Below are 23,118 nucleotides of genomic sequence, written 5' to 3' on the forward strand. Positions count from 1 at the left end.
TTCGCCAGAGATTTTGGTCAGGCCTGTTTCGCGGAAGCCGACCGAACAGCGGAGAGGATCACAAAATGGCAAAAGTCGCGTTCCTTGGCCTTGGTGTCATGGGCTATCCCATGGCCGGACATCTGCAAACCGCAGGCCATGACGTCACCGTTTACAACCGTACGACCACCAAGGCCGAGGCCTGGGTCGCGCAGCATGGCGGCGCGATGGCAGCCACTCCGAAAGACGCCGTCAAGGATGCTGAGTTTGTCATGGCCTGCGTCGGCAATGACGACGACTTGCGCATGGTTTGCACCGGTGAGGATGGCGCGTTTCAGGGAATGTCCAACGGGGCCATTTTTGTTGACCACACGACGGTTTCAGCAAAGGTCACGCGCGAGCTTTACGCTGCTGGCCTATCTCAGGGTATCGCTTTTGTGGACGCCCCGGTTTCGGGCGGTCAGGCCGGCGCTGAAAACGGCGTTCTCTCAATTATGTGTGGCGGCGATCAGACAGCTTATGATGCGGCTGAGCCGGTAATGAACGTCTATTCCAAAATCTGCCGTCGACTCGGAGCCAGCGGCGCGGGCCAGATGACCAAGATGTGCAACCAGATCGCGATTGCCGGTCTGGTTCAGGGTCTCAGCGAAGCCTTGCACTTTGCCGAAAAAGCGGGCCTGGACGGGAAGGCCGTTGTTGAGGTGATCAGCCAGGGTGCGGCTGGCAGCTGGCAGATGTCAAACCGGTATGAAACCATGCTGAATGATCAGTTCGAACATGGCTTTGCTGTGGACTGGATGCGCAAGGATCTGGGGATTTGTCTGAATACGGCCAATGAAACCGGCGCGTCTCTGCCGGTGACCGCTCTGGTCGATCAGTTCTACAAGGACGTGCAGAAACTGGGCGGCGGACGATGGGACACGTCATCGCTGTTCAAACGTTTGCGTGCCTTGGATTAAGGGGTCGGGGGGCTGTCTGCCCCCTCTTGTCCCTTTGGGCCAATTCACCCCCGAGGATATTTTCGGCCAGATGAAGAGGATCCCGGATGAGCGGGACGGAGAAAGACATGAACGATTTGGTGAACTTCTGGGCGGACGCGCTGCGCCAAAACTGGGGACTGGACGCACGGTTGACCCGGCTGGATGGCGAATATGATCTGAACTTTCTGGCGCAAGCCACAAATGGCCAAGACTATGTGCTGAAAGTCATGCGCGCAGGGTGCGATGCGGGTCTGGTAGATCTTCAGATCGAAGCACTTGCGCATATCGCCTCGGAAGCTCCCGGGTTGCCGTTTCCAAAGGTGTTCCCGGCGTTGAACGGCGCAATGTTGCCGGAAATTTCCGATTCCGAAGGGAAATCGCGGCTGGTGTGGTTGCAGGAACGCCTGCCCGGGCGCTGCTATGCACAAGCGAACCCGAAATCCGAAGAGCTGATCCTGAAATTGGGTCGTGTTGTGGGCGCAACAGATCGCGCGCTGGAGGGGTTTCAGCATGAAGCTTTGCACCGCCCAGATTTCAAATGGGACCTGACGCAAGCGAGTTGGATCAATGACAAGCTGGGCGCCATCAGCGATCCCGCGCGTCGGGCGTTGCTTCGGGATATCTGCAACGAATTCACGGCGATCACGGATAGGCTTGAGGGCCTGCCGAAACAGGCCATTCACAACGACGCCAATGATTATAACGTTCTGGTTGAAGGCGAATTGGGCGAGCGGAGGCGGGTTTCCGGCCTGATTGATCTGGGTGACATGTGTGCAGCACCGCGCGTCTGTGACCTTGCAATCGCCGGGGCCTATGTGGTGCTAGATCATGTCAGACCCGAGCGGGCATTAACTGCTCTCATACGGGGGTACCATGCCGCAAACCGACTGCAAGCCGAGGAGATCGACCTGATCTGGCCTCTGCTGCGGATGCGACTGGCAGTATCTGTCCTCAACTCGACCCTGATGGCGGTCGAAAACCCGGACGATCCATATGTGACAATCTCGCAGGCACCTGCGTGGCGGTTTCTTGAGAATGCATCCGTCAACGGCGGACTGATGTCTGCGCGTCTTCGGGCAGCGTGCGGGCTGCCGGTCGTGGACGGCGCAGAACGCATCCATGCGTATCTGCAAGAACATCGCGGCCGGTTTTCCCAACTGTTCGGTCAGGACCTAAGCGATGTTCCTATGGGGTCGTTGTCGGTTGAAAATTGTGTGTGGCCCCAGAACCCTTTCCACATGCCATTGGCCGAGGCCGCACATGTTGGTGAAGAATACGGCGAAGGGCTGTGGCTGGGCTATTACAACGAACCCCGCCTGATTTATGCCGAGCCAGGATTTCGCAAAGGGCCATGGAAAGCCTCGGACCGGCGAACAGTGCATCTGGCGGTGGATGTGTTTGCACCCGCAGGGACGGTGCTGCACGCACCAATGAGCGGGCGGGTCGAAGTGGTCGAGAACCGAGATCATCACCTCGATTACGGTGCGGTGATAATCCTGCACCATGGAACGCCGGATGGCGATCCGTTCTACACGCTCTATGGTCATCTGGACCCGGAATGCTGTGACCGGTTGAAACCCGGCGATCCGGTGGCACAGGGGGCGGCGTTCGCCCGGTTGGGCGACGCCAGCCAGAATGGCGGATGGGCACCGCATGTGCATTTCCAGCTGGCGCTGACAACCAATGGCATGGAGGCGGATTGGCCCGGTGTCGGCGATCCGGATGAGATGGAGTTGTGGCACGCAGTCTGCCCGAACCCGGCGGCCTTACTGAACCTGCCGGATGACAAGGTTTTCTACCAACCCACAGACAAACAGGCGATCCTGCAGGGTCGCCGCGATCACTTTGGCGGCAACCTGTCGCTGACTTATGATGACCCTGTCATGCTCGTACGCGGGTGGAAACATCACCTGTTTGACGAATGGGGCCGCCCCTATCTGGACGCCTATAACAACGTCCCTCATGTGGGTCATGCGCATCCCCGCATTCAAGCTGTAGCGGCGGATCAGTTGAAGCGGATGAACTCGAATACCCGCTACCTGCATCCGGCACAGACAACTTTTGCTGACAAGATCCTGTCCAAACTGCCCGATCACTTCGAGGTCTGCTTCTTCGTCAATTCCGGAACTGAAGCGAACGAACTGGCCCTGCGGCTTGCCCGTGCCCATACCGGCGCCAAGGGGATCGTGACGCCAGACCATGGCTATCACGGCAATACGAATGCGGCTGTGGCGATATCGGCCTACAAGTTCAACAAACCGGGTGGCATCGGGAAAGCCGATTGGGTCGAACTGGTCGAGGTTGCGGACGACTATCGCGGCTCGTTCAAGCGTGACGATGCGGATCGGGCGCAGAAATTTGCTGATCTTGTGGACCCGGCCATTGCTGCCTTGCAGGACCGGGGTCAAGGTCTAGCCGGGTTCATCGCCGAAACTTTCCCATCTGTCGGTGGACAGATTATTCCGCCCAAGGGCTACCTGCCTGCGGTTTATGAAAAAATCCGCGCCGCCGGGGGTGTCTGCATTGCAGATGAGGTACAGACCGGTCTGGGTCGCCTGGGTGAGTATTACTTTGGATTTGAACATCAGGGCGCGCTTCCTGATATCGTGGTGATGGGTAAACCCATTGGTAACGGGCACCCTCTTGGCGTATTGGTAACGACGCGGGCGATTGCCAACAGCTTTAACAACGGGATCGAATTCTTCTCGACCTTTGGCGGATCAACGCTGTCTTGCCGGATCGGCAAGGAAGTATTGGACATCGTCGATGACGAAGGCCTGCAGGACAATGCGCGTCAGATGGGTGAGCGCCTGATGGCGGGGCTGCGCCAGATCGAAGCCGACTTTGGTTGCGTTGGCGATGTACGGGGCATGGGACTGTTTCTGGGTGTTGAGCTGATCAATCCCGACGGAACCGAAGGAACCGAGATTTGCAGCTATGTCAAAAATCGGATGCGTGATCACCGAATTCTGATCGGCAGTGAGGGACCAAAGGACGACATCCTGAAAATCCGCCCACCGCTGACGATTGAGGCCGAGGATGTGGACATGATCCTGTGGGCGCTAAGGGACGTGCTGTCCGAGGTCGGTGACTTCTCTCCTGCTCCGGTTTGCGGTCACGACCATCACCACGCGGGATGCGGGTGCTGCTGAAGGATTGACCCCGGCGCTTTGCCGGGGTTTGACCGTCCTGCAAGCACAGTCAATGCAAAACGGCAGTGCGGGTATCGTGGCCTGTCGTCGGAATCGCATTTCCCGTCGTCATACGCCGGAGCGTCAGGCCCAGTTCCTCCGACAGGGATGCCAGAGCAGGCGCAAAATCCGGGCGCACGATCAGTGACGCCATCATCATCGCGTCTTCGCGTGCCCCTTCGGATGCGGCGGCAACCATTTGGGCAAAACAATTCTCATCCGCGCCCAGACATGCACACCCCAGACCGTGCCTGACTAACGGACGTCGACAATGCGTTGCGCAAAGCGAACACAGACGATCCAGCGTCAGCATGGCGGCACGCCCATAATCTGATCCGAGCGCTATGCAAAAATCGCTCGCGACATCGGCGCGACCACTTTCACCCTGGCTCCACATCCGCAGATACATCACCGCACCTGCTTCGACAGGATCAAGGTCCGCCAGACGGCCGACCGCGGCACCGCCGCGCAATGAATGCGCGCTCATTTCGTCAGGATCAGTTTACCTGCACGGGTGATGCGCAGGGTATACAATTGGTCGCCCAACTCGATATGGGCCAGGTGGCCACCTTTGGTCAAATCCTCGGCCTTGTGCGCAGGCAGCATCGAGACAGCATAACCTTGGGTTGGGGTCGGGTTCTGTACGTTCATCGGGGCATCTCCAGAGCGAGTCGGCATGGTGCCATACCTGTTGCGTTTCGTTTTATCTGGCTGACCCGAGAGGGTTGGCTTTCCGTTCCTGTTATTAAATCTGATTATTTTAGTAAGGAATGTCAAGCACTGTTTCAAATCAAGCATCATTGAGCCGATTGCGCCCCTGAAAACGACGGGTTAAGACTTGGGGCGGGTATTGAAAGGCAAGAAAAACGTGACCGCAGCAGTTGTTTTTGATCTGGATGGAACGTTGGTCGACAGCGTCGGGGACCTGGCAGCAGCGGCCAATAAAACGCTGAATGGCGTCGGTCACGATCCTGTGCCCGTTGATGTGATCAGAGGGTTTGTTGGCAATGGCCTTCCCAAACTGGTCGAGCGTTTGATGCGACACTGTGATTTGCCCATGGACCGCCACACGGAACTGACGCAACAGACACTGAAACACTACAATGCGGCGGTCAGTGCAACGACAGTGCCTTATCCCGGGGTTCCCGAAGCCCTGGAAACACTGAAACAGATGGGTTGCGTTCTTGGTATCTGCACCAACAAACCCGAAGCACCCGCACGTCACGTGCTGGAGGCGCTCAACCTATCCCGGTTCTTCGACGTTGTTTTCGGCGGTGATACATTGCCAATTCGCAAACCGGATCCGGGCCACCTGCTGGAAAGCTTCAAAGCACTTGGGACCTCGGACACACGCTTGTATGTCGGCGACAGCGAGGTCGACGCAGAAACAGCTGTAAACGCCAGGATACCGTTTCTGCTGTTCACGGAAGGGTACCGCAAAACCCCGGTGGCCAATATACCGCACACCGTTGCTTACAGTGCGTCTGAAACACTGCCGACACTCGTGGCCAAATTGATCCAAAACTAAGTACGTTCACACGATGTCAGTTTTCAAACGAGTGATTTGGGCCTTCGCGACCCCCTAAAAGTTAAGAGGGGCCGGCCGAGGGGGTGTGACCAGCCCCTCATCGGGGAAAGTATATACCGTGTTTGTGTGTGGTAAGTACGGTAGGTCATGTTTACCCCTGATCGGCAGTTTGCGAAATTGGGGGATTCCCGTAGTTCGGCGAAAATAACTTAAAAACTGGGAAAAACAGCAAATCAGGCCACCCAATTTACCTGTGATAATTTGCTTATAAGATAGCCTGACGGTTCGAACATTCGGTTCGCTGGTTGAATGGGTATAGGGTAACCCATGGAAAAACAGGACAGAAATCAGAGAGCGGCGCGTCTGCAAATCCTGCAGGGCATTCTGCCTGTTGACCGCGCGCGCCTTCCTGCAGAAATGCTGGCTGGTCTGAGTTTTGCCTGCCTCGCGATCCCCGAAGTCATGGGTTACACCAAAATCGCCGGCACTCCGGTCATGTCCGGGCTGTATACGATCCTGATTCCCATGGCTCTGTTTGCGCTGTTCGGATCGTCCCGACACCTTGTTGTCGGCGCCGATTCGGCAACAGCAGCCATCACCGCCTCGGGACTGGCGGGCTTGGCGATGTCCGGAACGTCTGAGTATCTGGCACTGGCGTCCTTGCTGGCGCTTGTGGCTGGCATGCTTTTGATTGCCGCGCGTGTCATCGGGCTGGGGTTTCTGGCCGATTTTCTGTCCAGAACGGTATTGGTCGGCTTTCTGACCGGCGTGGGCATTCAGGTTGCAACGGGTCAAATGCCCGGATTGTTGGGCATCGAATCCGCTGGGCACGGAACACTTGCAAGGTTGAAGGACGTTTACTTCAACATATCCAACGTCAACTGGCCAACCGTGATCGTCTCATCAGCCGTGTTGGGCATTGTCCTGGGATGCACAAGACTGTCGCGCAAAATCCCGGGCCCATTGGTTGCCATTGTCGGGGTGATCCTGTGCAGTTGGGCCTTTTCATTCAACATTTCCGGAATCTCGGTGTTGGGAGAGGTTGCCGGCGGTTTGCCCTCGTTCTCGATCCCGGACGTGCAGTGGAGCTGGACCTTGTTCAAACAACTGCTCCCCACGGCCTTGTCCATCTTCGTTGTTATTCTGGCACAAAGCGCCGCAACATCACGGGCATACGCCTCGAGATATGATGAGACTTTCAACGAAAACACGGACCTGATCGGACTGGGTCTTGCGAATTTCGGAGCCGCATTCACGGGGACATTCGTGGTCAATGGCAGCCCCACAAAGACCGAGATGGTCGCCAGCGCCGGAGGGCGCAGCCAGGTGGCGCAACTGACAACAGTGGTAATAGTCCTGTTGGTTATCCTGTTTCTGACCAAGCCTTTAGCCTATCTTCCCACAGCAGCACTTTCGGCCATCGTTTTTCTGATCGGTCTCAAGCTGATCGACCTGCACGGAATGGCAACAATTTACAGGCAGGCCCGGTCCGAGTTCTGGGTTGCAACGGCAACTGCCACCGTGGTTGTTCTGGTTGGTGTCGAGCAAGGTGTCATTTTTGCCATGGTCCTGTCTTTGGTCGACCACACACGCCGGGGATACCACCCAAAGAATTCGGTAGTATTGCGTACCGAGTCCGGTGGCTGGCGTTCAAAGGGATTGGAAGCACCAAACCAATTCGAGCCCGGTCTGGTAATCTACCGGTTTTCCCACGGCATGTACTACGCGAACATGCAGATATTCACCGAGGAAGTCACAACAATCGTTCAGAACGCAGACGGAAAACTGACATGGTTCTGCATCGACGCCTCGGCAATTGACGTTGTCGATTTCACAGCCGGGTTCACGTTGCGCAGTATCGCCAATTTCCTGCAATCCAAGGGGATACGGCTGGTTTTCACGCTGGTCGAGCCAGACGTGAAAGCCGAGTTGGATCGCTACGGTGTAACAGAACTGGTTGGCGAAACTGCGTTCTATGAAAACGGCAAAGCTCTGCTGGATGCCTATCACATGCGCCCAAGTCCCATCTGACATTGTCACCGGTAGGTTCACGCCTTGGACATCTTCCCGACCCCCGGATTGAAAGAGTTGGTCGGATCACAGGATTTGTAATGCGCCGCCAAATCGGGTTTGGCTTTGTACAAGTGGCCCACATTGTGTTCGGCAGGATATTCAAAAAGGGTCAGCATAGCCGCCTTCAGCGCCTTCGGCGGCGTGCCCCTATCGGGTGGTCCGGTTTGTTTGTTACTGCACCGTGGGCCTCTGGTCTATTGGGACGATTATTTCGGGCGCAGGCCGGCGGTAGCCCAACGCGCTGTGCGGCCTGACGGAGTGATAGTGGACACGACATTGCTCAATCAGGATTTGCGCCTTCCTTAGGCTGTAGAAGATTTCACCGTTGAGCAGCTCATCCCGGAACCGGGCGTTGAAGCTTATGCAATGGCCGTTCTCCTAGGGTGATCCCGGCTCGATTTAAGCCGTCTTCGCCCCGACAGCTGTGATCCACCCTCGCAGCTTCTGGGCGACAAATCCCGGCCCATTGTCGGATCTTATGTATTCCGGCGGGCCGCGGAGGATGAACAGGTCAGCCAATGCATTCAGCGCATCGGTTGAGTTGAACTTGCGATCGACACGGATCATCAGCCCCTCGTTGGTGTATTCGCCAATGATGCTCAGCGTTCGATAGACGCGCCCATCAGCCAGAAGTCATGCCATTGGATAGCCAGTGAACAACTCGGGTGGGTCCAACACGACCAGTTTGCTTGCAAATAGGTTCGGTTTCCCATTGCGGTTCTTTCGAAAACCCGGCGTCAGATATCTTGACCGGGCGGTTCCAAAAGACCGCCGGGTTCCAACAATGCCCGCTCTGACAGCCATGGGTTAAGTTCTAGCGCTTCGGCAAGTGCCGCGCGCGCGTCGTCAAGGCGCTTCAGACCCAACAGTGACAAGGCGCGCCCGCTCAGCGCACCTATATGGTTCGGCGACAACTCGATCGTGACATTCAGATCCTGCAAGGCAGCAGCGAAGTCTTGTCGAAGATAGTTCACAAACGCACGCTGATTGTAGCCTTCGGCGTAGTTCGGGCAGTATTCGACAAGCTGGTCAAGCTCGTCCAACGCGCCCGGTAAATCCCAGGCCTCCCGCCGCGCCATTCCTCGGTCCAGCAAGCCTTGTGCACGCGCATCTGGCGCATCGGTCCAAAGCTCCCACATCTGGTTGGAAATAGCGCGCGCATCACTTTGCGATTCTGCCTTCTGAACCTGATTGATTAGCGCATCCACACCTTCTGAATGATCCGGAGAATCAGGGCAGGACTGGGCGTGCGCCGCGCAGGACAAGGCAACAACAGCAAGAGCGGCGAGGAAAGCGTGTATCATGTACCAAGGATGGCTCGTAATCCCGATCCGTCAAGCCTGATGCTCGAACCCACCCAAACTGCCGGTTTCCTTAACCGCCTCCATCGCCACAAAGGTCGAGGTGCTGGCGACATGCGGCAAGGATGAAATCTTTTCGGCCAGAACACGACGATACTCTGACATGGTGGCTGTGCGGACCTTCAACAAATAGTCGAAATTCGAAGCGATCATATGGGCTTGCTCGACCTCGGCAGTTTTTCGGACAGCCGCGTTGAACTCGGCCAGTGCCTTTTCGCGGGTATCGGTCAGACGCACCTCGACAAAGGCAACGTGGTCCAGCCCCAGTCTGATCGGATCCAGCATCGCCCGGTATCCCTTGATCACCCCGCTTGCTTCAAGCCGTTTCAGGCGCGCCTGTGTCGGTGATTTCGACAGACCGATTTCGCGTGCAAGATCGGCGACCGAAATGCGCCCATCCTCGGCCAGAATTCTCAGAATCGACCGGTCAAACCGGTCCAGGTCGGGAAAGTTCATTTGCGCTGCCTTCTGGCGAAATTTCAGGTATTCCGCCTTCAATTACCGTAAACTCAGGCGATTGTCCTGAGTTTTCGCAGTTATATTGGCACAAAGACCGGAGGACCCATGTCTCATACCCTGCGTACATTAATCGACACCTCAACCTATGCTGACCAGTCGGCGATCCTTGAAACCCTGATCTCTCAGGCCAGCCTGAGCGCCACGGACCGCGGCGCCATCAGCGCCGCTGCCGCGCAGCTTGTGCGCGACATCCGATCCAGCACGTCTCCGGGGTTGATGGAGGTGTTTTTGGCCGAATACGGCCTGTCCACCGACGAAGGCGTCGCCCTGATGTGCCTGGCCGAGGCGCTGTTGCGCGTGCCGGATGCCGACACGATTGACGCGTTGATTGAAGACAAAATCGCCCCTTCGGATTGGGGTAAGCATCTTGGGCACTCGTCTTCATCCTTGGTGAACGCCTCAACCTGGGCACTGATGCTGACGGGCAAGGTTCTGGACGAAGGCAAGACCTCGCCTGTTGGCGCCCTGCGCGGGGCCATCAAGCGATTGGGGGAACCCGTGATCCGTACCGCCGTGTCGCGGGCGATGAAGGAAATGGGGCGGCAATTCGTGTTGGGTGAATCCATTCACGCTGCGATGGAACGCGCGCGCGGGATGGAAAGCAAGGGATATACCTACTCTTACGACATGCTGGGAGAGGCCGCGCGAACCGAGGCGGACGCCGCGCGTTATCACCTGTCGTATTCACGCGCCATCTCGGCCATCGCCGAAGCCTGCACCCATGATGATATCCGCGCCAACCCCGGCATTTCGGTCAAGTTGTCGGCCCTGCACCCCCGCTATGAACTGGCACAAGAAAAGCGGGTGATGGATGAACTGGTTCCACGCCTGCGGGCGCTGGCCCTTTTGGCTAAGGCCGCTGGCATGGGGCTAAACGTCGACGCCGAAGAGGCGGATCGCCTGTCTTTGTCATTGCAGGTGATTGAGGCGGTGATGTCCGATCCGGCTCTGGCCGGCTGGGAGGGGTTTGGCATCGTGGTTCAGGCCTATGGGCCACGCGCTTCGCTGGTTCTGGACACGCTCTATGACATGGCTGAACGCCACGATCGCAAGCTGATGGTGCGTCTGGTCAAAGGCGCCTATTGGGACACCGAGATCAAACGCGCGCAGGTCGAAGGCGTGGATGGCTTTCCCGTCTTCACGCACAAGGCGGTCACGGACGTGTCCTATATCGCCAATGCGCGCAAATTGCTGGGCATGACAAACCGGATCTATCCGCAATTCGCCACCCACAACGCCCATACAGTCAGCGCCATCCTGCACATGGCCGAAGGTCAGCCTTTTGAGTTCCAGCGCCTGCATGGCATGGGCGAGACATTGCATCAGCTTGTGATGAACAGGCAGAAAACGCGCTGTCGCATCTACGCACCGGTTGGTGCGCATCGTGACTTGCTGGCCTACCTTGTGCGGCGTCTGCTGGAAAACGGGGCAAACTCATCCTTCGTCAACCAGATTGTCGACGAAAACGTCCCGCCGGAAGTGGTTGCCGCAGATCCGTTTGTTACTGTTCAAACGCCCCCACCCCCTTTGCCCACCGGCCCCGAACTGTTCCAGCCGGATCGCCCCAATTCCATGGGATTCGATCTTCACCACACTCCGACGCTGGACAAGGTTGATGCAGCGCGGGACCAGTTCCGTGCATATCACTGGTATGCACAGCCCTTGCTGGCTGACGCTGCAAAACCCCGGGCGGATGAGCCGGTAGTCAACCCGGCAAATCCTGCCGACAAACCAGGTGAGGTCGCCTCGGCAAGTGACGCGGATGTTGAACTGGCGCTGGCTTCGGCAAAGCCGTGGCAGGCCCCGGCAGCCGAACGTGCCCGCATCCTGAACTCTGCTGCCGATCTTTATGAATCGCATTACGGCGAGTTGTTCGCCCTGCTGGCGCGCGAGGCTGGCAAATCGCTGCCTGACGCCGTGGCGGAACTGCGTGAGGCGGTGGATTTCCTGCGCTACTACGCCGCCAACATACCTGATGCCGAGCCCGCTGGCGTATTCACCTGCATCAGCCCTTGGAACTTCCCGCTGGCGATTTTCTCAGGGCAGATATCGGCAGCTTTGGCGACCGGGAACGCCGTTTTGGCCAAGCCTGCGCCGCAAACACCCCTGATCGCACACCGCGCCGTTCAATTGCTGCATGAGGCCGGTGTGCCGCGCGACGCGCTGCAATTGCTGCCGGGTGGTCCGACCGTGGGCGCGGCGCTGACATCGGATGCGCGCGTTTCTGGCGTGGCCTTCACCGGCTCGACAACAACCGCTCTCAGAATCCGGTCGGCAATGGCTGGGTCCATGCGCCCCGGCACGCCGCTGATTGCGGAAACTGGTGGCCTGAACGCCATGATCGTTGACAGCACCGCACTTCCCGAACAGGCCGTGCAATCGATCATTGAAAGTGCCTTTCAATCCGCAGGCCAGCGGTGTTCCGCACTGCGATGCCTGTACCTTCAAGAGGATATCGCAAATGACGTCCTGACCATGCTCAAAGGGGCAATGGATGCCCTGCGCATCGGTGATCCGTGGCTGATCTCTACCGATTGCGGCCCGGTGATCGACGCGCAGGCCCGGCAGGTCATCGCTGATCACGTCGCCACGGCACGGGCCGAAGGGCGTGTTCTGAAAGAGCTGCCGCTGCCACCCGAAGGTATCTTTGTTGCCCCCACGTTGATCGAAATCTCGGGCATTGCCGCGCTGGAGCGCGAAATATTTGGCCCCGTATTGCACGTGGCAAGGTTCAAAGCGCAGGAGATCGACAAGGTCATCGCGGATATCAACGCAACCGGATACGGGCTGACCTTTGGCCTGCAAACCCGGATCGACGACCGGGTGCAGCATGTGACCGAAGCTATCCATGCCGGAAACATCTATGTAAACCGCAATCAGATTGGTGCCATCGTTGGCTCCCAGCCTTTTGGCGGTGAAGGGCTGTCAGGCACTGGCCCGAAGGCGGGCGGCCCGAATTACATGGCCAGGTTCTGTGCACCGGATCGACAAACCACAGATGAGAATTGGAAAAACTTAGCAGACTTGCCTGCCCCTCAAGGCCAGCCTGCCCCAATCCAAACCCGTTCTCTGCCCGGCCCAACCGGAGAATCGAACCGGCTGAGCGAATATCCCCGCCCACCACTTCTGTGCATGGGGCCGGGGGAAACGGCGGCGCGCGCACAGGCTGAAGCCGTACAGGCGCTGGGTGGCACGGCCATTCAGGCAACCGGAATGCTTGACCTTCACCGGTTGGAGAACCTGACCGGTATCTCTGGTGTTCTTTGGTGGGGCGATGCTGAAACCGCGCAGCAGATCGAACAGCATCTGGCCCGTCGGGACGGCCCCATTCTTCCCCTGATTCCGGGCAGACCCGACCGCGCGCGCGTGCTGGGTGAGCGCCATGTGTGTGTCGATACGACCGCAGCTGGCGGAAACGCTGCGTTGTTGGGAGGTGCGGCATAAGCTTGCCTTGACGCTGGGCGCGCAAAAGCCCAGCGTCACCTCATGTTTCCGATACGTGACCATAACCCCTCGGGGCGCACGCCTTATGTTGTCTACGTCTTATTGGCGGCCAACATCCTGATCTTCCTCAGCTATGTGGGGATCATGAATGATGCGCCACTTATCAACCGGCTGTTCTTCGATTACGCCATCATCCCGGCGCGGGTCAGCGACGGGGTTGGTCTGGAAACCCTTGTAACATCCATGTTCCTGCATGGGGGATGGATGCATCTGGCCGGGAACATGCTGTTCTTATGGATATTCGGCGACAATCTGGAAGACGAAATGGGCCATCTGCCCTTTTTGCTGTTCTACCTGGTCGCAGGTATCGGCGCAGGTCTGATCCATGTGGTTACAGGGCCGGACTCTCAGGTGCCTACCGTCGGCGCCTCGGGCGCGATTGCGGGTGTCATGGGGGGATACCTGCTGCTGTTTCCCAAGGCGCGTGTGGATATTCTGCTGATCCTGGTTGTCTATTTCAGGGTCTTTACCATCCCCGCCTTCATCATGCTGGGCTTATGGCTGGCGATTCAGTTCTTTGGCAGCGTCACCAGCAACCCGGACGAAGGCGGTATCGCCTACTGGGCCCATACCGGCGGGTTTGCCGTGGGGTTGATCTTATGCGTACCATTGTGGCTGCGGCGCGGCGGCGTGCAATTCTGGAACCGCACGCACGGGCATCCGCCCCACCCAGAGACAAAGTACAAGCTGTCGCAGTCTCGTATACCGCGCGTTCCGCGTCGATAAAGCTGGGCTAAGGGGCGATCAGCCCCGGATGACTTTGGAGAATTGATCAAAGATCGGTTCATTCGAACAGATCACTTCACCATCTTCCAGCGCGTTGCCTTCAGGGTTCAGGGCCTGCACGAAGCCGCCCGCCTCTTTCACGATGATGATACCGGCGGCGATATCCCAGGCGTTCAGGCGGCGTTCCCAGAAACCTTCGTACCTGCCCGCAGCCACATATGCCATGTCAAGCGCCGCAGCACCCCAACGGCGCACACCGGCGCAGGCGGGCATCAGACGCGCCAGATCCTGCAGGGTTGCAGGCAGGTCAGATCGACCGCCAAAAGGCAGGCCGGTTGCAAAGATCGATTCAATCATGCGGTGACGCCCCGACACACGAATTCGGGTGTCGTTCATCCACGCACCTTCGCCTTTTTCAGCAAAGAACATCTCATCCTTGGCAGCATCATAGATCACGCCGGCAACGATCTTGCCCTTATGTTCCAGTGCAATCGAAGTTGCCCAATGGGGCAGGCCATGCAGAAAATTGGTGGTGCCGTCCAGCGGATCTACGATCCAGCGGCGGGTCGGGTCTTCTCCGTCGATGGAACCGCCCTCTTCGGCCAGCCAGCCATAGGTTGGGCGTGCGCCCAGCAATTCGTCCTTCAGGATGGCTTCGGCCGCGATATCGGCCTTGGAGACAAAATCGCCCGCGCCCTTCATCGACACCTGCAGATTCTCGACTTCACGAAAGTCCTTGACCAAAGAACGCCCCGCCTTGCGCGCGGCCTTGATCATGATGTTGAGATTTGCACTGCCAACCATTGTAAAAGGGCTCCTGTCCGGTCAAGCCGCGCGTATACTGCCGCAAGGCTTCCTTGCCAAGAGGAATGATCGCATAACAGACCCGCAGAAAACGCCTCTACCGGGATTGCAGCTTGCGCGCCTCTTCGCGGGCCAGTTTCACCAGTTCCTGAACATAGGGCTTGTCCAGATCTTCTGATCGGACCGCTGCATAAAGGCGACGCGTAATCCCCTCTTTGGTCAGGGGCCGGGTCACATAGTCCGAATTGTATTTGACCTCGCGCACGACCCAATCCGGCAAAACCGAGATGCCCCGGTTTGATGCCACCAGAAGCAGGATGACAGCTGTCAATTCCACCTGCCTGATCGAGGCGGGTTCGACGCGTGCAGGGATCAACAATTGGCTGAACACATCCAGACGTGTGCGTTCCACCGGGTAGGTGATCAGGGTCTGGCCTCGGAAATCCTCAGCCTCGACATAGGCTTTTTCCGCCAGTGGATGGGCTGATGCAGCGACAAAGACGGGGTTGTAGTCAAACAGCTCCACAAACTCGACACCCGGCAGGTCTTCGGGATCGGATGAGACCACCAGATCAACCTCTTCCTTCTGCAAGGCTGGCAGGGCGTCGAAGGCCAGACCGGGTCGGATATCGACATCCACGTCGCCCCAGGATTTCCTGAAGGATTCAAGAACCGGAAACAGCCATTCGAAACACGCGTGGCATTCGATGGCGATATGCATCCGCCCGGTACGCCCGTCCCGCAGCGATGAAAACTCATTCTGTGCCGCCTCGACCTGCGGCAGGATCTGCTCGGCCAACCGCAGCAGACGCAAACCGGCGGCTGACAGCTTCATCGGCTTTGAACGTCGCAGAAACAGCTCGACCCCGGCCTGATCCTCCAACCCTTTGATCTGATGACTCAATGCGGATTGAGTGATGTTCAACTGGTCGGCAGCGCGCGCCAACCCACCGCATTCATGGATCGCCTTGATGGTACGCAGGTGGCGGAATTCAATGTGCATCTCAAGTATCGTTCATGTTGTTGTTGAATAATATGAGTTTGTCTCACAATGCCCGTCATGGCACAAGATAGTCAGTTGATCCAGTGAGGCAGCCATGTCCAAACCCGAAATTTCATTCGAGTTCTTTCCGCCCAAAACTCTGGAGGCTTCTTTCCGCCTTTGGGATACGGTCCAGACATTGGCACCGCTGGAGCCCCGTTTTGTATCCGTCACCTACGGTGCAGGCGGTACGACCCGGGAACTGACGCGCGACGCGGTCGCAACCCTGCATAAATCCTCTGGTTTGAACGTCGCTGCGCATCTGACCTGTGTTGACGCTTCGCGGCAGGAAACGCTGGAAATCGCCGACACATTCGCACGTGCGGGCGTGCAGGACATCGTGGCCCTGCGGGGCGACCCGCCAAAAGGGCATAATCGGTTCGTACCGCACCCCGACGGCTTTAACAGTTCGATTGAGTTGATTGAGGCGCTGGCTGAAACCGAAATGTTCAGCATCCGTGTCGGGGCTTATCCTGACAAGCACCCTGAAGCTGCCGACATGTCAGCAGACGTGGACTGGCTGAAGGCCAAACTTGACGCGGGCGCTGACGAAGCGCTGACGCAATTCTTTTTCGAGGCCGAAACCTTCTTCCGTTTCCGTGATGCCTGCGCAAAGGCGGGTATCGACAAACCGATCGTTCCGGGCATTCTGCCGATAGAAAACTGGGCAGGTGCGCGCAAGTTCGCCAGAAGTTGCGGCACGCATATTCCCGATTGGGTCGAACAAGCCTTTGAAAAGGCCGTGCGCGACGGGCGTGAGGATCTGCTGGCAACTGCGATCTGCACCGAGTTGTGCTCGGACCTGATCGAAGGTGGCGTGGACAAGCTGCATTTCTATACCCTCAACCGCCCGGAATTGACGCGCGATGTGTGCTTTGCCCTTGGAATTACGCCACAAGTCGATCTTCAAAACGTCGCCTGACAACTGAAAAATTCAATGATTCGCCCGGGTTACGAATTTTCCCTGGCGTTTTCCTTTTCTTATGCGTGACCTGTTTCACAGTTTCATCCGCGAATTCACGCCTTTGCGGAACAATGGAATCCTCGCATCGCGATTGTTGTCAGCTTCCCTCTCAATCAACCATGAAATTTGACAAAACCATGCCCTCGGCAACACTAGGGCTGTGTAGTTTTTAATGAGTGTTTTGAGTATGGAACCTGTCGATAAGGTTAGGGCACGCACGGATGCCCTGGCAGATCTGGGCCTGAACCCGTCTGCCAATTCCAGTGAAATACGAGAGGCCTGGCGTCACATCGCCTTTCACACGCATCCTGATCACAAGGAAGGCGACAGTTCCGGGTTTTCGCGCGCCAAGGCAGCCTATGATTTTCTACGCAAAGAAGGGCTGGCGACAAAGGGCGGTGCCGCTGCTGGCCCGCCACAACCACGTCGGGCACGGTTGAAGAAACGTATCATCGAGCTTCCGCAGGAAGATATTGCCGCCTGTGAGGCAATGCTGAATCCGGGGCAAGCGCTGTCGCATATGAACAGTCAGCCTGGTATTCAACCCAAATGCGGCAGCGGTGTTGCTGACCATGTTCCCGACGCGGTCGGATGCTTTGGGCGGCACCTGACTTACTTCGTCACGACACCCGTCAATCAAGGCGCAAATCGTGTGGCTTTGCCAACGACCGTTCTGACCAGTGCGCGGCACACCACAGCGGAAATCCTGAGCTTTCAATCCAGCGATACGGGCGCTGGGGAAGTCGTCATTCCCGATACGATCCGAGAACGCAAATTTCCGGGTGCCAAGAGCGTCAGGATCCGGTTTGACGCCGACCAGACGATACGGGATCAGTTCTGGCTTGCTGGCTGAACGAAAAGGCCCGGCTGGGTAAGCCGGGCTTTGTGCAATTTTGGCCGGGTCAGTTTTTCACCGGACCTTCCGAGGTAAATTTCGGGATCACGCTGGTCGAGGCGTCAGACGGCTCGATACCCGGCCAGTTGCCTTCAGCAAGGTTGATGTTGCCCGGAATGTCTTCTTCGAAGAACCCGACGACCACATCCGTGATGTTGAGATACAGCTTGTCGTCAACGATCCGCCACAAGTTCGGGTTTGCCGGAACCTTGCCACCGCGCGACACACCATAGGCGCAGTGCCCATCATATTGCGGGGCATAATAGGCCGGGTTTTCCAGAAATTTGTCGCGGTTTTCCTCGGACGAGAATGCCCAGGTTGCACCATTGTATTCGGCAGTAATGCTGGCATTGCCACGCACGCCTTCGTGCTGTGGCTGACCTACCGGTACCTGATCCAGGTTGCGATAGGCGACAACATCATACCCCGAGACGGCAAACCCTGTGCCGTCAATATATTGCGGCCCGGCAAATGCCGGAACGGCCAGGGCCATGGCCGCAGCAAAGGTCAAAGCAAAGCGTTTCATGTAGTTTATCCTTTTCGTTCCAGCGGTATCGGTGACGCCGTGATGGCAGGTCTGGCAAAACAATATGCGATTCCCATTCTGTTCGTAGCCCTCCTCGCGCCGCTGTGACCCCTCTCGAGCAAACGTGAGAGTTTGGTCGCGGATTATTACAAATTATGCCGGAAAAGCTGGGTTGGACTCGGCGGATTGCAACACTACCTGTAAGACTGCATCGAACGCGGCCCGGACAAAGGCATGAAAGGCAAGACATGAGCGACCAATCTTCGTATACCCCACCAGCAGTCTGGACATGGGACAGTGAAAGTGGCGGACAGTTCGCCAACATTAACCGACCTATTGCCGGCGCAACCCATGACAAGGACTTGCCGGTTGGACGCCACCCATTGCAGTTGTATTCCCTTGCCACGCCCAACGGTGTCAAAGTCACCGTTATGCTGGAAGAGTTGCTGGCATTGGGTCACGAAGGCGCTGAATACAACGCCTGGCTGATCAACATCGGCGAGGGCGACCAGTTCGGTTCAGGGTTTGTCGAGGTCAACCCAAACTCGAAAATCCCCGCCCTTTGGGATCGCTCTGGCGACAAGCCGGCTCGGGTGTTTGAAAGTGCCTCGATCCTGTTTCATCTGGCTGAGAAGTTCGGAGAGTTTCTGCCCGCGTCCGGGCCGGAACGGACCGAAGTCATGAACTGGCTATTCTGGCAAATGGGCAGCGCCCCTTATCTGGGCGGCGGGTTTGGCCATTTCTACGCCTACGCGCCCGAAAAGTGGGAATACCCGATCAACCGCTTTGCGATGGAGGCAAAACGCCAGCTGGACGTTCTGGACAGGGAACTGGCGAACAAGACCTATATCGCGGGCGAGGAATATACGATTGCCGACATGGCGATCTGGCCGTGGTACGGTCAACTGGTTCTGGGCCGTCTGTATAGCGCGGCAGAGTTCCTTGACGCGGAATCCTACAAGAACGTGGTGCGCTGGGCCAAGGCGATTGACGCACGGCCTGCGGTTCAGCGTGGCCGTATGGTCAACCGCGCCTTTGGCGAGCCGCACACGCAGCTTCACGAGCGTCACGACGCCAGTGATTTCGAAACACGTACGCAGGACAAACTGGAAGCTGCTGCGGAATAGCAGAGTCCCATCCTAGTGACACGCGGTGCATTGTGCGCCGCGTGTTTGCGTTTTGGCCGTTACTTCAGAATTGGCGGTTTCGCGGGATTGCTGCCCGGAACCTCGCGCACCAGATCTGCAACCTGCGGTTCGGGCAGGTCAAAGCGAAGCCCCGTCTTCGCCAGCAGCGCGGCAGCGGCGTCATCTGTGGCAAAGAACCCGACATCCATCGCCCCCGCTTCGATCCCCGAAAACGTCAACGCCTCTGAAGCTGCCTTGGCCAGCGCTGGCTCGGCCCCCTCGACCGCACCGACAAACCCCAGCAAATGACCCTGAGCGCCCGCCTCGGATTTCGTGGCGACCAGATAGGCTGCACTGGCAAGCCCACCAGCAGTTGCCAGTTTTGCATCAAGGGCGGTCAACAGGCTGTCCGGCAAACCGGCGGGAGGCATGAACTCGGCCAGCTTTTCCTCGACCTCTTTGGGGCCATGCTGCAACGTTTCGGCCAGCCAGCCCAAGGCCTCGGCAGGCACCAGCATGGATGATGGCGCAGTTTCCAGGTTCAGGCCCAGCCCGATACCCTGCCCTGCCAGCATCCCCGACAACACGCGCCCCGACAGCGCAACATAAGGCACGGGCCGCCCGGCAAACCGCGCCAATCGTTCCTCGCGGTCGAAAGCCAACACAAAGCGCCCGTCGGCCACATCGAACACTTCGGGCGAGATGTTTTCGCCCACCGCTTCTTCGGTCAGCATCAAGAACAGCTCACTATCAGCAAGCCGTTCAAAAAACTGCAGACGGGCAGCATCGTTCTGCGGATCTGCCAGCATCGCGGCATGCGCCGTGTCCAACGCTGTGGTTTCAGTCATTCAGCACCTCTTGGACCCGCGCGCGCAGAACCGGCAGCAGTTCTGCCTCGAACCACGGGTTTTTCTTTACCCATGCCGTATTCCGCCAGGACGGATGAGGCAAGGCAAAGACCCGCGGCGCATGGTCCTGCCAGTTCCGAACGGTGTCCGTCACCGACCCCCGCGCACCCAGATGATATTTATGCGCATGACTACCGACCAACACCGTCAACGGCACCTGCCCCAGTTCCTGCATCACCCTGTCATGCCAAGTTTTACCGCATATCGCGGGCGGAGGAAGGTCCGCGCCGCGGGCATCATAGCCGGGGAAACAGAATGCCATGGGCACAATCGACACGAGGTCACGATCATAAAAAACAGGTTCATTGACCCCAAGCCATTGGCGAAGCCTGTCGCCTGACGGGTCTGTAAAGGGCCGCCCTGACTCGTGCACGCGCGCACCCGGTGCCTGCCCCGCGACCAGGATGGGTGTTCCGCGCCGAAACCAAACCACCGGGCGGGGTTCATGGGCTGTTTTGGTTTGCGCAAAGGACGCGGCGCACAGGCGGCACGCACGGATTTCGCCATCTAAATCTTTCATCTTGTTGCAAAACCTCCCAAAGCTGTTTTGCAAGGATCGGGTGTGAAACCACATAATAATGGTGCGGTAGATTTCTAGAAGTGCAGCGGAATTGCCGACAACCGATCAGTTGTTTGAGGGGTCGGCAGCAATGCATTGAACATTTGTTTCATAATTCGACATAATGTAGCCAACATGGAACGGTAAAAACCATCCTTTCTGACCGCCTGAAAGCGCGGCGACACAACGGAAACGAGCAGCAGGCCCCGAATGCTAGAGTTCGACAATGTCAGCAAGTCCTTCTGGACCGGGACGCGCCGCAAGGTGATCCTGGACCGGGTCTCGTTCCGTGTCGAACTGGGCACGTCGCTGGGCGTTCTGGCCCCGAATGGTACTGGCAAAACCACGCTGATCAACATGATGGCCGGTCTGGAAAAACCCGACGAGGGTGTGATCCGCCGCGAATGCCGGGTCTCGTTCCCCATGGGTTTCACCGGGGGTGTAACCGGCAAGTTGTCGGCGCTTGAGAACGCGCGATACATCGCCAAGATTTACGGCATGGACCCGGACTATGTTGAGGCGTATTGCAAATGGCTCTGCGGTTTGGGTGAATATTTCGAACAGCCGCTGTCCACCTATTCTTCGGGGATGCGGTCACGATTCACGTTTTCTTTGATGCTGGCGCTGGATTTCGACATGTATCTTGTCGATGAAGGGATGCCAGCGTCTACAGATGTTGAATTCAACGAAAAAGCAGGGGCGATCCTGAAGGAAAGGTTGCGCACCACGACATTGGTGATCGTGTCGCACAGCCCGACTGTTTTGGAAAAATTCGCTCAGCAGGCCGCCGTTCTGCTGGACGGGCAATTGTACATGTTTGACTCCTTGGAAGAGGCAAAGCAGCTATATGACTACGAAACCCAAGGTTAGAAAGTACAACTGGCGCAGCAATCGACAGGTGGACGATTCGGCCGAGGCGCGAGCGGATGCAATCTCGCGCATACGGGGCGCGACGCAAGGTCAGGCGCCGGCGGCCGAGGCCCAGCCAGGCACGCAAATTGACGACATCAAGCGCGAAGGCCTGACAGGCCGCCAGTTGCGTATTGCGCGTAAACTCGCGCAGAAACACGGACTGGCAGCAACATCGGACTATGATGCGGTGCGCTTGCTGCGCAAGAAAGGCATTGATCCGTTTCAGCGCACGAACCTTCTTGATCTTGCCGCGGCAAAGCCCTCGGCACAGGGCGACAGTTCGAAGGTCAAAGACAAGATCAGCATTCAGTTGCCGCAATCCGTAGGCGCAAGCACGCCAAACCTTCCGGGACCCGAGCTCAGCCCGGCTGAGCGGCGGAACCTTGAAATCGGTCAGATTCAGAAGGACATCGCGCGCCGACGCAGGCGTAAACTGTTTGGCCTGTTCGCGCGTCTGGCCGCCTTTGTGTTTCTGCCGACCTTTGTTGTGGGGTTCTATTTCTATCGCATCGCCACCCCGATGTATGCCAGCGATTCCGAGTTTCTGATCCTGCAAGCCGATGGCGGGCCGGGTTCCATCGGCGGGCTGCTTGCCGGGACGCAATTCGCCACCACGCAGGATTCAATCTCGGTTCAATCTTTCCTGGAATCGAAAGAGGCCTTGTTGCTGCTGGATCGAGACGCCGGTTTTTCTGATGTCTTCAAGCAGGAAGTGATTGATCCGATTCAAAGGCTATCACCCGACGCCACGCTGGAAGACGCATACAAGCTGTTCAAACGCATGATTACAATCGGGTATGATCCAACCGAAGGGGTCATCCGGATGGAGGTTGTTGCACCAGACGCACAGACCTCGACCGAGTTCTCGGAGCGTTTGATTTCTTACGCCGAAGCCCGGGTGAATGCCCTGTCCGGCAAGAAGCGCGAAGACCAGATGCGCGACGCATTGGAAAGCTTTGAAGCGGCGCAGGAGGCGCGGCGGCAGGCGCAGGAGGAATTGATCGAACTTCAGCTTCAAGGGGCGGTACTGGACCCCGAGAATGTCATTGCCAGCCTCCGCGCCCGCATCAACGAGATCGAGATATTGGTGCAGGACAAAGAGCTTGAACTTGCCGCCCTGCAAGACAACCTGCGTCCGAACAAAGCCAAGGTCGACGGCGTCAAGGCTGACATTGCCCGGCTTGAAAAGGTGCTGGAACAACTAAATGCCGAGATGCAGGATGCTTCCGATGGCGAAAATTCGCTGGCGCGGTTGAGCGTGCGCATCCAGATCGCTCAGGCGGATCTGGCGGCACGGGACATGATGCTGCAAACGGCAATGCAGCAAATGGAATCGACCCGATCCGAAGCTAACCGGCAGGTGCGTTACCTGACCGTCTCGGTGAACCCGATCCCAAGTCAGGAACCCAGCTATCCGCGCAAGTTCGAAAATACGATTTTGGCATTCCTGTTGTTTGCTGGTATCTACCTCATGATCTCGCTTACCGCGTCGGTCCTTCGTGAACAGGTATCCTCATAAG

The 23,118-nt window shown here is 57.6% G+C and carries 20 protein-coding genes and 2 pseudogenes; 11 read left to right on the forward strand and 11 right to left on the reverse strand.

Annotated elements, in window-relative coordinates; all coding sequences use genetic code 11:
- The first annotated feature begins 23 nt into the window (after positions 1-23).
- Together ACR0D9_RS15070 and ACR0D9_RS15075 are read left to right on the forward strand one after the other, a co-directional pair.
- Positions 24-938, forward strand: coding sequence for an NAD(P)-dependent oxidoreductase (locus ACR0D9_RS15070; RefSeq protein WP_480482356.1), 915 nt, complete (start codon positions 24-26; stop codon positions 936-938).
- Between the two features lie 107 nt (positions 939-1,045).
- The gene (locus tag ACR0D9_RS15075) at positions 1,046-4,111 is read left to right on the forward strand and encodes an aminotransferase class III-fold pyridoxal phosphate-dependent enzyme (RefSeq protein ID WP_480539266.1); all 3,066 of its coding nucleotides are present in this window, start codon (positions 1,046-1,048) and stop codon (positions 4,109-4,111) included.
- Positions 4,112-4,160: 49 nt separating this feature from the next.
- On the opposite strand, the gene ACR0D9_RS15080 is transcribed toward ACR0D9_RS15075, so the two are convergent.
- Entirely contained in the window at positions 4,161-4,637 is a 477-nt protein-coding gene (locus ACR0D9_RS15080; RefSeq protein WP_480505988.1) for a hypothetical protein, read from the reverse strand.
- On the reverse strand, positions 4,634-4,801 hold the full coding sequence (hemP, locus tag ACR0D9_RS15085) for a hemin uptake protein HemP (RefSeq protein WP_209504713.1): 168 nt from the start codon (positions 4,799-4,801) through the stop codon (positions 4,634-4,636). The genes ACR0D9_RS15080 and hemP overlap by 4 nt, the downstream gene beginning before the upstream one ends.
- 199 nt (positions 4,802-5,000) lie before the next feature.
- On the opposite strand from hemP, the gene gph reads away from it, so the two are divergent.
- Positions 5,001-5,678, forward strand: coding sequence for a phosphoglycolate phosphatase (gph, locus tag ACR0D9_RS15090; protein WP_480539268.1), 678 nt, complete (start codon positions 5,001-5,003; stop codon positions 5,676-5,678).
- 327 nt (positions 5,679-6,005) lie between these two features.
- On the forward strand, positions 6,006-7,709 hold the full coding sequence (locus ACR0D9_RS15095) for a SulP family inorganic anion transporter (protein WP_480539270.1): 1,704 nt from the start codon (positions 6,006-6,008) through the stop codon (positions 7,707-7,709).
- Positions 7,710-7,726: 17 nt separating this feature from the next.
- On the opposite strand, the pseudogene ACR0D9_RS15100 reads toward ACR0D9_RS15095, so the two are convergent.
- From ACR0D9_RS15100 to ACR0D9_RS15115, 4 genes and pseudogenes are all read right to left on the reverse strand, one after another.
- Positions 7,727-7,900, reverse strand: a pseudogene (locus ACR0D9_RS15100) (D-lactate dehydrogenase); the annotation flags it as partial.
- Positions 7,901-7,922: 22 nt separating this feature from the next.
- A pseudogene (locus ACR0D9_RS15105) lies at positions 7,923-8,375 on the reverse strand (integrase core domain-containing protein); the annotation flags it as partial.
- Positions 8,376-8,488: 113 nt separating this feature from the next.
- Entirely contained in the window at positions 8,489-9,055 is a 567-nt protein-coding gene (locus ACR0D9_RS15110; RefSeq protein ID WP_480482164.1) for a tetratricopeptide repeat protein, read from the reverse strand.
- Positions 9,056-9,085: 30 nt separating this feature from the next.
- On the reverse strand, positions 9,086-9,568 hold the full coding sequence (locus tag ACR0D9_RS15115; protein WP_480482166.1) for an Lrp/AsnC family transcriptional regulator: 483 nt from the start codon (positions 9,566-9,568) through the stop codon (positions 9,086-9,088).
- A gap of 108 nt (positions 9,569-9,676) precedes the next feature.
- Here ACR0D9_RS15115 and putA point away from each other — a divergent pair, with 108 nt between their 5' ends.
- Positions 9,677-13,075, forward strand: coding sequence for a bifunctional proline dehydrogenase/L-glutamate gamma-semialdehyde dehydrogenase PutA (gene putA, locus ACR0D9_RS15120; RefSeq protein ID WP_480487639.1), 3,399 nt, complete (start codon positions 9,677-9,679; stop codon positions 13,073-13,075).
- 42 nt (positions 13,076-13,117) lie between these two features.
- Positions 13,118-13,861, forward strand: coding sequence for a rhomboid family intramembrane serine protease (locus ACR0D9_RS15125; protein ID WP_480482170.1), 744 nt, complete (start codon positions 13,118-13,120; stop codon positions 13,859-13,861).
- 18 nt (positions 13,862-13,879) lie between these two features.
- On the opposite strand, the gene ACR0D9_RS15130 is transcribed toward ACR0D9_RS15125, so the two are convergent.
- Both ACR0D9_RS15130 and ACR0D9_RS15135 read right to left on the reverse strand, forming a co-directional pair.
- A complete protein-coding gene (locus ACR0D9_RS15130) occupies positions 13,880-14,665 on the reverse strand; it encodes an inositol monophosphatase family protein (protein ID WP_480539272.1) in 786 nt (261 codons plus the stop codon).
- A gap of 97 nt (positions 14,666-14,762) precedes the next feature.
- The gene (locus ACR0D9_RS15135; protein WP_480482174.1) at positions 14,763-15,668 is read right to left on the reverse strand and encodes a LysR family transcriptional regulator; all 906 of its coding nucleotides are present in this window, start codon (positions 15,666-15,668) and stop codon (positions 14,763-14,765) included.
- A 94-nt stretch (positions 15,669-15,762) separates the two neighbouring features.
- On the opposite strand from ACR0D9_RS15135, the gene metF reads away from it, so the two are divergent.
- Positions 15,763-16,629 carry a methylenetetrahydrofolate reductase [NAD(P)H] gene (gene metF, locus ACR0D9_RS15140; RefSeq protein WP_480487637.1) on the forward strand — a complete coding sequence of 289 codons (867 nt, stop codon included), beginning with the start codon at positions 15,763-15,765 and terminating at the stop codon, positions 16,627-16,629.
- A 229-nt stretch (positions 16,630-16,858) separates the two neighbouring features.
- Positions 16,859-17,524 carry a DnaJ domain-containing protein gene (locus ACR0D9_RS15145; protein ID WP_480487636.1) on the forward strand — a complete coding sequence of 222 codons (666 nt, stop codon included), beginning with the start codon at positions 16,859-16,861 and terminating at the stop codon, positions 17,522-17,524.
- A 49-nt stretch (positions 17,525-17,573) separates the two neighbouring features.
- Here ACR0D9_RS15145 and ACR0D9_RS15150 read toward each other — a convergent pair whose 3' ends face one another.
- Positions 17,574-18,092, reverse strand: a complete 519-nt coding sequence (locus tag ACR0D9_RS15150) for a YHS domain-containing (seleno)protein (RefSeq protein ID WP_480475567.1) — start codon at positions 18,090-18,092, stop codon at positions 17,574-17,576.
- A gap of 248 nt (positions 18,093-18,340) precedes the next feature.
- Between ACR0D9_RS15150 and yghU the strand changes: the two genes are divergently transcribed.
- Positions 18,341-19,219, forward strand: coding sequence for a glutathione-dependent disulfide-bond oxidoreductase (gene yghU, locus ACR0D9_RS15155; protein ID WP_480487632.1), 879 nt, complete (start codon positions 18,341-18,343; stop codon positions 19,217-19,219).
- Between the two features lie 59 nt (positions 19,220-19,278).
- On the opposite strand, the gene ACR0D9_RS15160 is transcribed toward yghU, so the two are convergent.
- Together ACR0D9_RS15160 and ACR0D9_RS15165 are read right to left on the reverse strand one after the other, a co-directional pair.
- Complete coding sequence (locus tag ACR0D9_RS15160; protein ID WP_480487630.1) at positions 19,279-20,067, reverse strand: SseB family protein; 789 nt, start codon at positions 20,065-20,067, stop codon at positions 19,279-19,281.
- Entirely contained in the window at positions 20,060-20,647 is a 588-nt protein-coding gene (locus tag ACR0D9_RS15165; protein WP_480487628.1) for a uracil-DNA glycosylase family protein, read from the reverse strand. Before ACR0D9_RS15165 ends, ACR0D9_RS15160 begins: the two co-directional genes overlap by 8 nt.
- A gap of 249 nt (positions 20,648-20,896) precedes the next feature.
- Here ACR0D9_RS15165 and ACR0D9_RS15170 point away from each other — a divergent pair, with 249 nt between their 5' ends.
- Entirely contained in the window at positions 20,897-21,556 is a 660-nt protein-coding gene (locus tag ACR0D9_RS15170) for an ABC transporter ATP-binding protein (protein WP_209504732.1), read from the forward strand.
- Positions 21,534-23,117 (forward strand): capsule biosynthesis protein, encoded by a 1,584-nt coding sequence (locus ACR0D9_RS15175; protein ID WP_480539274.1) that lies wholly within the window; start codon positions 21,534-21,536, stop codon positions 23,115-23,117. Before ACR0D9_RS15170 ends, ACR0D9_RS15175 begins: the two co-directional genes overlap by 23 nt.
- Position 23,118 lies beyond the last annotated feature (1 nt).

This window comes from Ruegeria sp. AK11 (assembly GCF_056541095.1).